Origin of the sequence: Streptomyces sp. NPDC059567 (assembly GCF_042735655.1) — a bacterium.
Classification (GTDB): domain Bacteria; phylum Actinomycetota; class Actinomycetes; order Streptomycetales; family Streptomycetaceae; genus Streptomyces.
Window position 1 is genome coordinate 1 of record NZ_JBHWBS010000140.1, and the last position, 13,212, is coordinate 13,212.

General features: G+C 73.1%; 9 protein-coding genes. 5 read left to right on the top strand and 4 right to left on the bottom strand.

What is annotated here, in order from left to right:
- Positions 1-34 precede the first annotated feature (34 nt).
- Positions 35-451, bottom strand: coding sequence for an organic hydroperoxide resistance protein (locus ACFVZW_RS34805; protein ID WP_376437590.1), 417 nt, complete (start codon positions 449-451; stop codon positions 35-37).
- A 105-nt stretch (positions 452-556) separates the two neighbouring features.
- Between ACFVZW_RS34805 and ACFVZW_RS34810 the strand changes: the two genes are divergently transcribed.
- Positions 557-1,039 (top strand): MarR family winged helix-turn-helix transcriptional regulator, encoded by a 483-nt coding sequence (locus ACFVZW_RS34810; protein ID WP_384530150.1) that lies wholly within the window; start codon positions 557-559, stop codon positions 1,037-1,039.
- Positions 1,040-1,133: 94 nt separating this feature from the next.
- On the opposite strand, the gene ACFVZW_RS34815 is transcribed toward ACFVZW_RS34810, so the two are convergent.
- From ACFVZW_RS34815 to ACFVZW_RS34825, 3 genes are read right to left on the bottom strand one after another with little or no spacing between them, the layout of a single operon-like run.
- Positions 1,134-2,636, bottom strand: a complete 1,503-nt coding sequence (locus ACFVZW_RS34815) for an MFS transporter (protein WP_384530153.1) — start codon at positions 2,634-2,636, stop codon at positions 1,134-1,136.
- Positions 2,633-3,238 (bottom strand): NAD(P)H oxidoreductase, encoded by a 606-nt coding sequence (locus tag ACFVZW_RS34820; RefSeq protein ID WP_384530156.1) that lies wholly within the window; start codon positions 3,236-3,238, stop codon positions 2,633-2,635. The genes ACFVZW_RS34815 and ACFVZW_RS34820 overlap by 4 nt, the downstream gene beginning before the upstream one ends.
- A 51-nt stretch (positions 3,239-3,289) precedes the next feature.
- Complete coding sequence (locus tag ACFVZW_RS34825; protein ID WP_384530159.1) at positions 3,290-4,048, bottom strand: SDR family oxidoreductase; 759 nt, start codon at positions 4,046-4,048, stop codon at positions 3,290-3,292.
- A 117-nt stretch (positions 4,049-4,165) separates the two neighbouring features.
- On the opposite strand from ACFVZW_RS34825, the gene ACFVZW_RS34830 reads away from it, so the two are divergent.
- The 4 genes from ACFVZW_RS34830 to ACFVZW_RS34845 all read left to right on the top strand — a co-directional run bounded on the left by ACFVZW_RS34830 (position 4,166) and on the right by ACFVZW_RS34845 (position 13,061).
- A complete protein-coding gene (locus ACFVZW_RS34830) occupies positions 4,166-7,471 on the top strand; it encodes a BTAD domain-containing putative transcriptional regulator (RefSeq protein WP_384530162.1) in 3,306 nt (1,101 codons plus the stop codon).
- A gap of 91 nt (positions 7,472-7,562) precedes the next feature.
- A complete protein-coding gene (locus tag ACFVZW_RS34835) occupies positions 7,563-8,009 on the top strand; it encodes a GNAT family N-acetyltransferase (RefSeq protein ID WP_384530165.1) in 447 nt (148 codons plus the stop codon).
- The gene (locus ACFVZW_RS34840; protein WP_384530168.1) at positions 8,006-9,265 is read left to right on the top strand and encodes an MFS transporter; all 1,260 of its coding nucleotides are present in this window, start codon (positions 8,006-8,008) and stop codon (positions 9,263-9,265) included. The genes ACFVZW_RS34835 and ACFVZW_RS34840 overlap by 4 nt, the downstream gene beginning before the upstream one ends.
- A gap of 124 nt (positions 9,266-9,389) precedes the next feature.
- A complete protein-coding gene (locus ACFVZW_RS34845; protein WP_384530170.1) occupies positions 9,390-13,061 on the top strand; it encodes a S8 family serine peptidase in 3,672 nt (1,223 codons plus the stop codon).
- Positions 13,062-13,212 lie beyond the last annotated feature (151 nt).

The window sequence follows — 13,212 nt, forward strand, 5'->3', positions numbered from 1 at the left end:
CGTACGGGCCCTAGGTCGTGCGGGGGTGCCGGGACTACTCGATGACGAGCTCGACCTGGATGTTGCCGCGCGTGGCCTTGGAATACGGGCAGAACGCGTGGGTCTTCTCGAGCAGCTCGCGGCCCGGCTCGCCCTGGAGGTGGTCGGGGAACTCGGCGCGCATGACGACCGCGAGGCCGAAGCCGCCGTCCGTCTCGTCCTTGCCGATGGAGACCTCGGCGGTGATGGAGGCGTCCTTGATGTCGATCTTCTCCTGGCGTGCCACCAGGCCCATGGCGCTCGCGAAGCAGGCCGCGTAGCCGGCGGCGAAGAGCTGCTCCGGGTTCGTGCCCTGGCCGTTGCCGCCGAGGGCCTGGGGGTGGGCGAGGGGGAGGTCGATGTGGCCGTCGGAGCTGACGGCGCGGCCCTCGCGGCCGTTGGCGGTGGCGACGGCGGTGTAGATCGCGTTCATGGGTCCTCGTTTCCGTTCAGGTCGGGGTGTGCTCACCAAGGTAGCGTGCAATTCAGTTGTGTACAACTGAATGGCTTGCGATGGGGTGTCCCGTACCCTGGAGGCATGGAGACTCTCGACACGACCCGGGACGAGGACTTCCTCCGGCTCGACCACCAGATCTGCTTCTCGCTGCACGCCGCCACCCGCGCCTTCAACGGCGTCTACCGCGGCGCCCTCAAGGAGCTCGGGCTCACCTACCCGCAGTACCTGGTGATGCTGGTGCTCTGGGAGCACGGCGAGCTGCCCGTCAAGCGGATCGGCGAGCATCTGCGTCTCGACTCCGGGACCCTGTCCCCGCTGCTCAAGCGGCTGGAGGCGGCCGGATACGTCGAGCGGCGCCGCAGCGCGGAGGACGAGCGCTCGGTCACCGCGCGCCCCACCGAGGCCGGGACCGCGCTGCGGGAGAAGGCCCTCGACGTGCCGAAGCGCATCGCCGCGGCGACGGGCATGGAGCTGGACGAGATGCGCGTCCTGCGGGCCCGGCTCAACGAGCTGGCCGCCCGGCTCGACAGCGTCGACCCGGACGACCTGATGGCCTGCGAGTAAGGCCCGAAAGGCGAAGGGCCTGTCCCGCGGGACAGGCCCCGCCCGTCCCGTGCCGCTTCCCAGGGGTGTCCGGCGGTTCAAGGCCGGACACGCCCTAGTCGCCCGAGGTGATCCTCGGCACCTTCCGCAGCAGTACCGCCACCAGCACCGCCGTCAGCAGCGCGAAGCCCGCGCTCAGCGCCGACGCCGACTGCAGCGCCGTGGTGAAGGACTCCCGCGCCGTCGCCAGCAGCCCCCCGTCTGCCACCGCGCTCGCCGCGCCCAGGGACTCGCGCGCCGCGGCCGGGGCGTCGCCCGGGATGCCGCCACGGTAGACCGCGACCGCCACGCTGCCGGTCACCGCGATCCCCAGGGCCAGACCCAGGTCGTACGCCGTCTGGCCGGTCGCCGCCGCCGCGCCCGCCTTCTCCGGCGGAGCCGCGCCGACCGCCAGGGCGGTGCCGAGGACACTGATCGGGGCAGCCCCGAACATGATCACCGCGAGCCCCAGGGAGGCCACCTCGACCCCGGTGGCCAGGGCGATCGCCGCGTACCCGGCCAGCGACACCAGCAGGCCGCCGATCAGGACGTACGCCGGGCGGAAGCGGCGGGCGAGCAGCGGGGTCAGCTGCGATCCGGCGATCAGCCCCACCGCCCCCGGCAGCAGCCACAGACCGGCCTCCAGGGGCGACTGGCCGGCGACGGCCTGGAGGTACTGCGGGACCAGGTACTCCACCCCGTTCAGCGCGGTCATGCCGAGCAGCAGGGTGAGCAGCGCCCCCGTGAAGGCGCGGTCGCGGAAGAGCCGCAGATCGAGCAGTGGCGTGGCCAGCCGGTTCTGGCGGCGGACGAAGAGCACCGTGAGGGCGATACCGCCGGCGAAGGCCGCGGCCGCCTCCGCCGTCGGACCGTGCGAGGCCACCGACTTCACCCCGTACACCAGCGGCAGGACCGCCAGCAGGAAGAGCGCCACACTCGGCACATCGATCCGGCCTGCCCCCGGATCGCGGTACTCCGGCAGCAGCACCGGCGCCGTGACCAGGGCGATCAGCATGATCGGCAGCCCGATCAGGAACACCGAACCCCACCACCAGGACGCCAGGAGCACCCCACCGACGATCGGGCCGATCGCCAGGCCGACCGAGAGGGCGGTCACCCACATCGCGATCGCGGTCGCCCGCTGCCGTGCGTCGGTGAACATGTGGCTGATCAGGGCGAGCGTGGAGGGCAGTACGGCGGCTCCCGCCACGCCCAGCAGGGCGCGGGCCGCGATCAGTGTCTCGGCGTTCGGGGCGTACGCGGCGAGCAGCGAGGCCAGCAGGAAGCCGGCCGAGCCCGCCATCAGCAGCCTGCGCCGGCCGAGGCGGTCGCCGAGCGTCCCCATGATGACCAGGGTGCCGGCGGTGAGGAAGCCGTAGATGTCGGTGATCCACAGCAGCTGGGCGCTGCTCGGCCGCAGATCGGCGGCCAGATAGGGGATGGCGAGCCAGAGGACGCCGAGGTCGGCCGTCATCAGGGTGACCGGCAGGAGGAGGACGGCGAGGCCGAGCCACTGGCGGGCGCCGGCCCTCGCCGGCGCCGCCTCGGCGGGGGACGCGGGGGTGTGGGTGGTGGTCATCGCGGCAGCGCTCCGTTCAGGGATTCCTCGGCGGACTCCAGCAGTTCCCGCACCCGCTGCGGGCGCAGTGCGCGCGGCACCCCCGACAGCTCGGTGCCGTACACGATCTCGACGGACGAGTCCTCGATCCCGCAGAACAGGGAGACCGCGACCCGCAGTTGGAGGTCCAGGACGGTGGAAAGACCCAACTCCTCGATCTCCGCCTCCGCGTTGCCCATCAGGGCCAGCCACAGCATCCGCTTCGCGGCCAGCCGGGGCCTGCTGCGGCCGTAGGCGAAGCCGTAGTTCCACACCCGGTCGATCCACCCCTTGAGGACGGCGGGCGGCGCCATCCACCAGACCGGGAAGACGATCACGATGTCGTCGGCGGCCAGGACGCGGTCCATATGCGCGTGGACCTCGGGGGAGTACTCCTTCTCCCGGTTCTCCCAGTCCGGCTCGTCGGCCGGCCGCAGGACGGGGTCGAAGCCCTCGGCGTACAGATCGAGTACGTCGACGGTCTCTCCTCCGTCCTTCAGCCGGGCGTGCACGAGGTCGGCGACCTGGACGGTCAGGGAGTCGGTACGGGGGTGGGCGAGGACGAGCAGGGTGTGGCGGGGCATGACGGCGTCCTTCGGGAAGGCCTTCGGGAAGGGGAGTGGGCACGACGGGGGTCAGAGGCCGAGGCCGGAGCCGCCGCTCGCGTCGATGTTCTGGCCGGTCACCCAGCGCGCGTCGTCCGAGGCGAGGAAGCCGACCACATCGGCCACGTCCCCCGGCTGCCCGACCCGGTTGAAGACCGAGAAGCCGGCGGCGTGCGCCTTGGCGGCCGGGTCGGCCATCCAGGGGTGGATGTCGGTCTCGATCGTGCCGGGGGAGACCGCGTTGACGGTGATGCCCCGGGCGCCGAGGGTCTGGGCGAGGGTCAGGGTCAGCACCTCGACCGCGCCCTTGGAGGCGGCGTACGACGTCATGCCGGGGAAGGCGACCTTCGTGACACCGGAGGAGATGTTGATGATCCGGCCACCGTCCCGCAGCCGGCCGAGGCCGTGCTTGACGATGAAGAACGGCGCCTTGGCGTTGACCGCGAAGACCCGGTCGTAGTCCGCCTCCTCGACCTCGTCGATCGTGCCGGCGCCGGCGATTCCGGCGTTGTTGACGAGGATGTCGACGCCGTCGGCATGCCCGTCGAAGGCCTTCCAGAGCGCCTCGGCATCGCCGGGGACGCCCAGTTCGGTACGGATCGCGAAGGCGGAACCGCCGGCCTCCTCGATCGCGGCGACCGTCTCCTTCGCCGCGGCCTCGTTGTTCGCGTAGTGGACGGCGACGCGGGCGCCGTCGGCGGCCAGCCGCAGGGCGATCGCGCGGCCGATGCCGCGGCTGCCGCCGGTGACGAGTGCGGTCTTGCCGGTGAGCTTGGTGGAGCGGGCCATCGGAGTCTCCTCGGTGGTGGTGCTTCCTGCTGACGAGGAAGACTCTGCGGGACGGCGGTTCGGGTTCGGTTCGGGTCTTGTTCGGGCCCGGTTCGGGCGGGGAGTTACGGTGACCCCATGCGATTCGGGGTGCTGGGGGAGACGGCCGTCTGGACCGAGGACGGGCGACCCGTCCGGGTCCCGGAGCTCAAGGTGCGCGCCCTGCTCGCCTCGCTGCTCGTCGACACGGGCCGGCCGGTCGCCACGCACCGTCTCGTCGACGACCTGTGGGGCGACGAACCGCCCGGCAGTCCGCTGCGCGCCCTCCAGGCCAAGGTCTCCCAGCTGCGACGCGTCCTGGAGGAGGCCGAGCCGGGCGGCCGCGACCTGCTGGTCTCCCGCGCTCCCGGCTACCAACTGGCACTTGCCGAAGGCGCCTTGGACGCGGAGCGGTTCGCCGGTCTCGCCGCCCGGGCCCGCGCCGTACCCGACCCGGGGCGGCGGGCGGCGCTGTTCGCCGAGGCGCTCGAGGTGTGGCGCGGCCCCGCGTTCGCGGACTTCGCGGACGAGTCGTTCACCCGGGCCGCCGTGAACCGCCTGGAGGAGGAGCGGCTCGTCGTCCATGAGGAGGCGGCGGAAGCGCGCCTCGCCGCCGGAGAACACGCTCTACTGGTGGGGGAGTTGGCCGAGCTCGTCGAGCGGCATCCGCTGCGCGAGCGGCTGCGTGCCGTGCAGGTGCGCGCGCTGTACCGATCGGGGCGGCAGAGCGAGGCGCTGGCGGGATACGAGGAGTTGCGCGTCCGCCTCGCGGAGGACCTGGGCCTCGACCCGAGCCCGGAACTGGTCGAGCTCCAGCGGGCGATGCTCCGCCAGGACCCCGCCCTGGACGCGGTGACGGCGGCACCCGAGGCCGCGCGCCCGATGACGGAGACGTCGTCCGGTACGGGGGCTTCCGCCGCACCCGGACACGGTCCCGCGGCGCATGCCTCGGCCCGCGCTTCCGTGGCCGTCGCGCCCACGGCCGGCGAGGTCCGGGGAAACGTTCCCGTGCCGCTCGCCGGGCTCGTCGGACGGGAGGCCGCCGTCGCGGAGGTGTGCGGCCTGCTCACCACGCGACGGCTCGTCACGCTCACCGGACCCGGCGGGGTCGGCAAGACCCGGCTCGCGGTGGAGGCGGCCCGGCGAGCGCGGGAGGACTTCCCCGACGGCGCCTGGATCGTCGAACTCGCCGGAGCCCGGGGCGATCTGGCCGAGGTCGTGGCCGCAACCCTCGAACTGCGCGACGACGGCGTCTGGGGCATCCTCCCGGACGGCCCGAGAGATGGTGCCCAGCGGATCGCGGAGGTCCTGCGCGGCAAGCGGCTGCTGCTCGTCCTCGACAATTGCGAGCATGTGATCGACGAGGCCGCCGGGCTGACCGAACTGCTGCTGCGCACCGCGCCCGGCCTCGTCGTGCTGACGACGAGCCAGGAGCCCCTGGCGCTCGTCGGGGAGACCCTCTGGGCCGTCCCGCCGCTGACACCCGACAGCGCGGCCGAGCTCTTCGCCGCCCGGGCGACGGCGACCGCACCCGGACTCGTCCTCGACGAAGCCGGCCGGGCGGCCGTGGAGGCCGTCTGCCGTCGCCTCGACGGCATCCCGCTCGCCCTCGAACTGGCCGCCACCCGCGTGCGCGCGCTCGGCGTCCACCGGCTGCTCGAACGGCTCGACGACCGCTTCCGGCTGCTCAGCGCCGGGCAGCGGGGCGCGCCCGCCCGGCAGCAGACGCTGCGGGCGGTCATCGACTGGAGCTGGGAGCTCCTGACCGAGCCCGAACGGACGGTCCTGCGCCGGCTCGCCGTGCATGCGGAGGGCTGCACGCTGGAGGCGGCGGAGGAGGTCTGCGGGGGCGAGGACATCGCGCTCGGGGACGTACTCGACCTGCTCGTACGGCTGGTGGACCGCTCGCTCGTCGTCGCCTTCGACGGAAAGGAAGGGCCGCGCTACCGGCTGCTCGAATCCGTGGCGGCGTACAGCCTGGAGCGGATGGCGGAGGCCGGCGAGACCGAGGCCGTACGGCAACGGCACCTCACGTACTACACGCGCCTCGCCCGCACAGCCGAACCGGAGCTGCGCGGGCCCGGACAGCGCGCGTGGCTGGCGCGCCTGGACGCCGAGAGTGCGAACCTGCGCGCGGCTCTGGACCGGGCGGTGCAGCAGGGCGCGGCGCGGGAAGCGCTGGGGCTCGTGGACGCGCTCGGCTGGTACTGGATCCGGGGCGGGCGGCTCGGCGAGGCGATCCGCTCGGTGAACGCGGCCCTCGGGACGGACGGCGGTGACGCCCGGCTGCGCGCCAGGGTCGAGGTCTGGCGGACCGGTCTGGCGGTCATGAGCGGCGACGGGACCAGCCGGCGGCAGCGGATCGAGGGGGCGCTCGCGGCGTACGACGCGGCGGCACCCGGTGGGGCGCCCGCCCCCTGGCCGCGGTGGTTCCTGGCCCACGCGCTGTGCGGCACCGGAGGGCAGAGCGAGGGCGAGCAGCTCACCGGGGAGGCACTCGAAGGGTTCCGGGAACTCGGCGACCGGTGGGGTGAGGCCGCGGCGTTCGCGGACCGGTCCGTCCAGCGGCTCCTCAGAGGGGACCTGGCCGGCGCGGAGGCCGACGCCGCCTCGGGCGCCGAGCTGTTCGCGCGGCTCGGCGACGCATGCTCAGGGCTCTGGTCCGTCTACCCGTTGGCCACGGTCGCGGAGATCCGCGGCGAGTACGAGCGGGCCGCCCGGCTCAGGCGCGCCGCCCTGGACGCGGCCCAGAGCTTCGGGCTGACCACCGACGTGCCCGACCTGCTGTCGGGGCTCGGCCGGACCGCGCTCCTCATGGGAGACCTGGGGCAGGCGCGTGCGTACCACCAGGCGGGGCGGGAGAAGGCCGTCGAGGTCGGCTTCCGGGCGGGCGAGATCAACGCGGTCCTCGGTCTGGGCCTCGGCGCCCGCCGGGAGGGCCTGCTGGAGGAGGCCGAGGGGCACCTGCGGGAGGTCCTGGACTGGCACCGGCTGGTCGGGCTCGACGGAGCCAACGCGCTGATCCTCGCCGAACTGGGCTTCGCGGCGGAGCTGCGGGGCGACGTGGAGGGGGCGCTCGGGCTGCACGAGGAGGGCTACGCGACGGCTCTGGCGAGCGGGGATCCGCGGGCGGTCGCGCTGGCGCTGGAAGGCTTGGCCGGTGCCCATGCCCTGGGCGGGCGGGGCGAGGGGGCGGCCGTGCTGCTGGGCGCGGCGGGGGCGCTGCGGGCGTCCACCGGGGCGCCGTTGCCTCCGGCGGAGCGGGGGGACGTGGAGCGGGTCGCGGCCTCGGCCCGGGCGCTGCTGGGCGAGGCCCCCTTCGAAGCGGTGCTGGCCCGGGGGGCCGGGCTGTCGGCTGAGGCGGCCGTGCGGGAGGTGCGGGTCCTGGGGGCACCGGTCTCGTAAGGCGCCGTGCTTGTGGGCACAACGGGGCGGGGCGATGGCCCGCACGGAAACTGTAAGGACTACCCCCCGACCCCGTCCCTATACTCGATCCATGTCCTCCCTCAGCCTCCGGCGGGCCACCGCCGACGACTCGCGTCGTCTTACGCAGCTCGTGCGGAAATCCCGCGCCTATCGCGGTGACTACGCCGCGATGGTCGACGGCTATGTCGTCGGAGGGAGCTACATCGAGCACCACCCCGTCTTCGTCGCCGTCGACGAGCGGGACCGTGTGCTCGGGTTCTACGCGCTCCTCCTCGACGAGGCCGAGCTCGACCTCGCCTTCGTCGCCGACGAGGCGCAGGGGCGCGGCATCGGGCGGCTGCTGATGGAGCACATGATCGGCCAGGCCCGCGCCGCCGGGCTCAGCTCCATACGGGTCGTCGCCCATCCGCCCGCCGAGGACTTCTACCTGCGGACGGGAGCCCACCGCACCGGGACCGTCGAGCCGGCCGGGCACGTCCACTGGGCCAGGCCCGAGCTCCGGTTCGACGTCGCGTGAGCGCCACCGAAGAGGCCGAGCAGGCCGATCGCCGGCGGGTCTTCGCCGACCTCACCCCGCTCCGTACCTCCGCGCACTACCGGCGCCTCTGGTTCGGCAACACCGTCTCCTGGGTCGGCCAGGGCATGACCGCGCTCGCGGTCTCGCTCCAGGTGTACGAGATCACCCGCTCGCCGTTCTCCGTCGGGCTCGTCGGTCTGTTCTCGCTCGTCCCGCTGATCGTCTTCGGCCTGTACGGCGGCGCCATCGCCGACACCGTCGACCGCCGCAAGCTCGGGCTCGCCAGCGCCACCGGCTCCGCCGTGCTGTCCGCCGCCCTCGCCACGGCCGCTTTCGCCGGGTTCCACCACGTCTGGTTCCTGTACGCGATCGTGGCCCTGCAGTCCGTCTGCGGCGCGCTCAACTCGCCCGCCCGGAGCTCGATGATCCCGCGCCTGCTGCCGCCCGAGCAGCTGCGTGCCGCCAACGCGCTCAACTCGATGACGACCACCTTCGGCACGCTCGTCGGCCCGAGCCTCGGCGGTCTCATCGTCGGCTTCGGCGGCTTCCAGATCGCGTACCTCATCGACGCCATCGCCTTCTCCGCCGCCCTCTACGCGATGTGGCGGCTGCCCGCCATGCTCCCCGAACGTACCGGTGCCAAGAGGGCCTCCGTCCTCGACGGGCTGCGCTTCCTCGCCACCCGGCCCAATCTGCGCATGACGTTCTTCTCGGACTTCTGCGCGATGATCCTCGCCCACCCCCGGGCGCTCTTCCCCGTCGTCGCCGTCCTCTGGTACGACGGCGACGCCACCACCACCGGACTGCTCGCCGCGGCCCCCGCCGCCGGAGCGCTCCTCGGCGGCGTCCTCAGCGGCTGGCAGGGGCGCGTCCGCCACCACGGACAGGCGATCCTGCTCGCCGTCGCCTGCTGGGGCACCGCGATCGCCGTTTTCGGGCTCACCCGCAACCTGTGGCTCGGGCTGCTGCTGCTCGCCCTCGCCGGCTACTCCGACACCGTGTCCATGATCTTCCGCAACACGATGATGCAGGTCGCGGCCCCTGACGAGATGCGCGGCCGGCTCCAGGGCGTCTTCATCGTGGTCGTCGCCGGCGGGCCGCGGCTCGGCGACTTCCTCGCCGGCTCGGTGGCCGATCTGACCTCCCCGGCCGTCGCCATCACCGGTGGCGGTATCGCCTGTGTGCTCGCTATCGGCGTACTTGCCCTGTACAGGCGGGGTTTCCGCCGATACGACGCACTCAACCCCACCGCCTGACCTGGCGGTTGGCCGCCACGGCACATAGCCGCCAGGCTGTTCTGTACTCAACAACCGCTGTGCCGACCAGACTCCTGCCGACGCCCGGAACCACCCCGTCCCCCGGGTGTCGAGGAGTGCGTCGATGATCAGACCTTCCGCAGGAGGAAGGGCCGGGCTGCTCGCCGCCGGCATCTCCCTGGTGCTGCTCACGGCAGGGCAGACCGCCGCTGCCGGGGGAAGCACCGCCCCCGCCGTCCCCGACACCTTCAAGGGCGCCGCCGACCGGAGCGCCACCGTCACGCTCATCACCGGCGACCGGGTCACCGTCACCGACCTCGGCGGCGGCAAGAAGACCGTCACCGTCGACCGGGCCAAGGGCGCCACCGGGGCCGTACGCAGCGAGATCTCCGACGGCCGGGTCACGGTCGTCCCCGACGAGGCGCGCGGCTACCTGGACTCCGGCGTCCTCGACCGCCGGCTCTTCGACGTCAGCGGCCTCATCGAGCAGGGCATCACCGACGAGCTGCCGCTGATCGTCACGTACGGCAAGGGCACGCGCGCCGCCGCACCGCGCGGCACCGAGACCGTCCGCGCCCTGCCGAGCATCGGCGGCGCCGCGGTGGAGGCGACCGACCCGGCCGCGTTCTGGCGGTCGTTCACCTCGCCCACCACCCGCTCCGCGGGCGGCAAGGTGTGGCTGGACGGCAAGGTCGAGGCCGCCATGGCCGAGTCCAACGCCCAGATAGGCACCCCGAAGGCGTGGGAGGCCGGGCTCACCGGCAAGGGCGTGAAGGTCGCCGTCCTCGACACCGGCGCCGACCTGGCCCACCCCGACCTCAAGGACCGGGTGAGCGAGTCCAAGTCCTTCATCGCCGGCCAGGAGGTCGCCGACCGCAACGGTCACGGCACGCATGTCGCCTCCACCGTCGGCGGCAGCGGCGCCGGTTCCGAGGGCGCCGCGGAGAAGGGCGTCGCGCCCGGCGCGACCCTCGCCGTCGGCAAGGTCCTCAGCGACGAGGGATCCGGATCCGAGTCCGAGATCATCGCCGGCATGGAGTGGGCCGCCAAGGACATCGACGCGAAGATCGTCTCGATGAGCCTGGGTTCGCGTGAGGGCAGCGACGGCACCGACCCGATGGCGCAGGCGGTCAACACCCTGAGCGCCGAGACCGGGGCCCTCTTCGTCATCGCCGCCGGCAACAGCGGCGCCCCCGGCTCCATCGGCTCGCCCGGCGCAGCCGACTCCGCGCTCACCATCGGCGCCGTCGACTCCGCCGACGAGGCCGCGTACTTCACCAGCCAGGGACCGCGCTTCGGCGACCAGGCCCTCAAGCCCGACCTCTCCGCACCCGGAGTGGACATCCTCGCCGCACGCTCCCAGCTGGTCACGGGCACCGGGCTCTACACGACGATGAGCGGTACGTCGATGGCGACGCCGCACGTCGCCGGTGTCGCCGCCCTGCTCGCCGAGAAGCACCCCGACTGGACCGGCGCGCAGCTGAAGAACGCCCTGATGTCCTCGTCGAAGACGCTCACCGACTCCGCCTACGCGCTCGGCGCCGGCCGGGTCGACGTGGCCGCCGCGATCGCCGCGGACATCACCGCCACCGGCTCCGCCGACCTCGGCTTCTTCGCCTGGCCCTACGAGGAGAACAAGCCGGTCACGAAGACCGTCACGTACACCAACCACTCCGACGCCGCGGTGGAGCTGGACCTCGCCGTCGAGGGGATGCCCGCCGGCGTCGCGACCCTCGCCGACACCACCCTCACCGTCCCGGCCCACGGCACCGCGCAGACCACGGTCACCGGCGACGGCACGAAGGCCCCGGTCGGCAACGCCTCCGGCCGGATCGTCGCCTCGGCCGCCGGCACGCCCGTCGCGCACACCGCGCTCGGCCTGGTGAAGGAGGAGGAGCGCTACAACCTCACGATCCACGTCAAGGACCGCGACGGCGCCCCCACCTCCGGCACCGTCGTCGTCAAGCAGCTCGCCGAGGGACGGCACGACCCGTTCCCGGTGGCCGTCGGCGAGTCCGGCACGATCGAGCTCCGGCTGAAGCCCGACACGTACACCGTCGACACCTTCCTCGACGTCCGCGGCTCCAAGGGCAAGGACTCCCTCGGCCTCGGCTTCCTCACCGACCCCGAGATCGTCCTCGACCGCGACCGCGAGATCACCCTCGACGGGCGGCAGCTCCGTGAGATCCGGGCCGAGGTCGAGAAGCGGACGGAGACCCGTCAGCTCCTCATGGAGTTCGACCGGGACGCCCACGGCGCCTCCTTCGGCGGCGCGGTGCAGGTGCCGATGAAGTACGACTCCATCTTCGCCGCGCCCACCCGCAAGCCCGCCAACGGCACCTTCGAGTACCGGACCGTGTGGCGGCTCGGCAAGCCGCTCCTGGAGGCGAGCGTCGACGGCGACCGGCTGTCCGACGCCACCGTGCAGGCCGGCACCACGATGCTCGAAGGCCACCACAGGCTCGGAGTCGTCGACGCGGGCACCGGCACGGCCGCCGAGTACGCGGGCAAGAACGTCAAGGGCAAGGCCGTCCTCGTCCGGGCCGGCGCGCTCCCGAACCCGCAGCTCGCGCAGAACGCCCAGGACGCGGGCGCCACGGCGCTGTTCGTCACCGACGACCAGCCCGGACGGCTGATGTCCTGGTTCGGCACCGCCGAGTACGAGGACCGGCCGCTCGCCGTCGCCACCGTCAACTCCGCGGACGCCGTACGGCTCTCGGAGGCTGCCGAGCGCGGCAAGCGCGTCGAGCTGACCGGCACGCGCTTCACCCCGTACACCTACGACCTCTCCGAGGGTCACCCGGGCGCGATCGGCAAGGACCTCGTCTTCCGGCCCGACAGGGACGAACTGGCCACCATCCGGTCCGCGTTCCACATGCCCACCGGCAAGAAGGAGCTCGGCGGCGAGTTCCGCTACTCGATCACCGACACCTTCCCGGTCGGCTTCGGTTTCAAGGAGTACATCGCCTACCCGACCGAGCGCACCGAGTACGTCTCCACCGGCACCGGCCAGGGCTGGCACGAGTCGGTCGACCTCGCCGACTCCCTGGAGCAGCGGGCGGGCATCAACTCCTACCGGGGCGGCAGCAGCCAGTCGCTCGACTGGTTCGAGCCGGTCTGGCACCCCTGGCTCGGCACCGGCCTCGGCTGGGGCCAGGAGCGGTCCGGCAACCAGCTGCGGTTCAACACCCCCGGCTGGGGTGACTCCGGCCCCGACCACACGGGCTTCGGCAACGTGTGGAGCGACGACTCGCAGACCCAGTTCACCGAGGTGTACGTCAACGGGACCCGGGTCGACCGCAAGATGAGCTCGGGCGCCTACGCCTGGGACGCCCCGGCGGAGGAGGCGACCTACAAGGTCGTCACCGACACCACGATGGACCCGGCGCGCTGGCGTCTTTCGACCAAGGGCCACTCCGAGTGGACCTTCCGCTCCAAGGCGCCCGCGGAGAACACCACCGTCTCCCTTCCGCTCATCAACCTCGGCTTCGACGTCGACACCGACCTCAAGGGCGATGTGCGGGGCGGAAGCCGGGTGCCCGTCGGGATCTTCGGCGAGTACGTGAAGGGCGCGATCGACACCGGCAGGATCGGCGGCGGATTCCTGGAGGTCTCGTACGACGACGGGACGACCTGGCAGAAGGTCGCTCTCAAGAAGTCGTGGCAGGGAACGTCCTGGACGGGTGAGCTGCGGGTGCCGGACAACGCGCAGTACATCTCCTTCCGGGCGGGTGCGTCCGACGACCGCGGTGGCTCGGTCAAGCAGGAGATCATCCGGGCGGTCGGGGTGAAGTAGCCCCGGGAGCACCGGAGACAGGGGAGTGCCCGGGGGGGGGGGGGGGGGCGGGCCGGGGGGGGGCGGGGGGGCCCCGCCGGCCCCCCCCCCCCCCCCCCCCCCCCCCCCCCCCCCCCCCCCCCCCGCGGGGGGGGGGGGGGGGGGGGCCGCG

Excerpts from the sequence above, each read along its gene's own strand:
- ACFVZW_RS34835 (WP_384530165.1), top strand. The coding sequence starts at position 7,563 with ATGTCCTCCCTCAGCCTCCGGCGGGCCACCGCCGACGACTCGCGTCGT.
- ACFVZW_RS34820 (WP_384530156.1), bottom strand. The coding sequence starts at position 3,238 with ATGCCCCGCCACACCCTGCTCGTCCTCGCCCACCCCCGTACCGACTCC.
- ACFVZW_RS34845 (WP_384530170.1), top strand. The coding sequence starts at position 9,390 with ATGATCAGACCTTCCGCAGGAGGAAGGGCCGGGCTGCTCGCCGCCGGC.
- ACFVZW_RS34805 (WP_376437590.1), bottom strand. The coding sequence starts at position 451 with ATGAACGCGATCTACACCGCCGTCGCCACCGCCAACGGCCGCGAGGGC.
- ACFVZW_RS34815 (WP_384530153.1), bottom strand. The coding sequence starts at position 2,636 with ATGACCACCACCCACACCCCCGCGTCCCCCGCCGAGGCGGCGCCGGCG.
- ACFVZW_RS34825 (WP_384530159.1), bottom strand. The coding sequence starts at position 4,048 with ATGGCCCGCTCCACCAAGCTCACCGGCAAGACCGCACTCGTCACCGGC.
- ACFVZW_RS34810 (WP_384530150.1), top strand. The coding sequence starts at position 557 with ATGGAGACTCTCGACACGACCCGGGACGAGGACTTCCTCCGGCTCGAC.
- ACFVZW_RS34830 (WP_384530162.1), top strand. The coding sequence starts at position 4,166 with ATGCGATTCGGGGTGCTGGGGGAGACGGCCGTCTGGACCGAGGACGGG.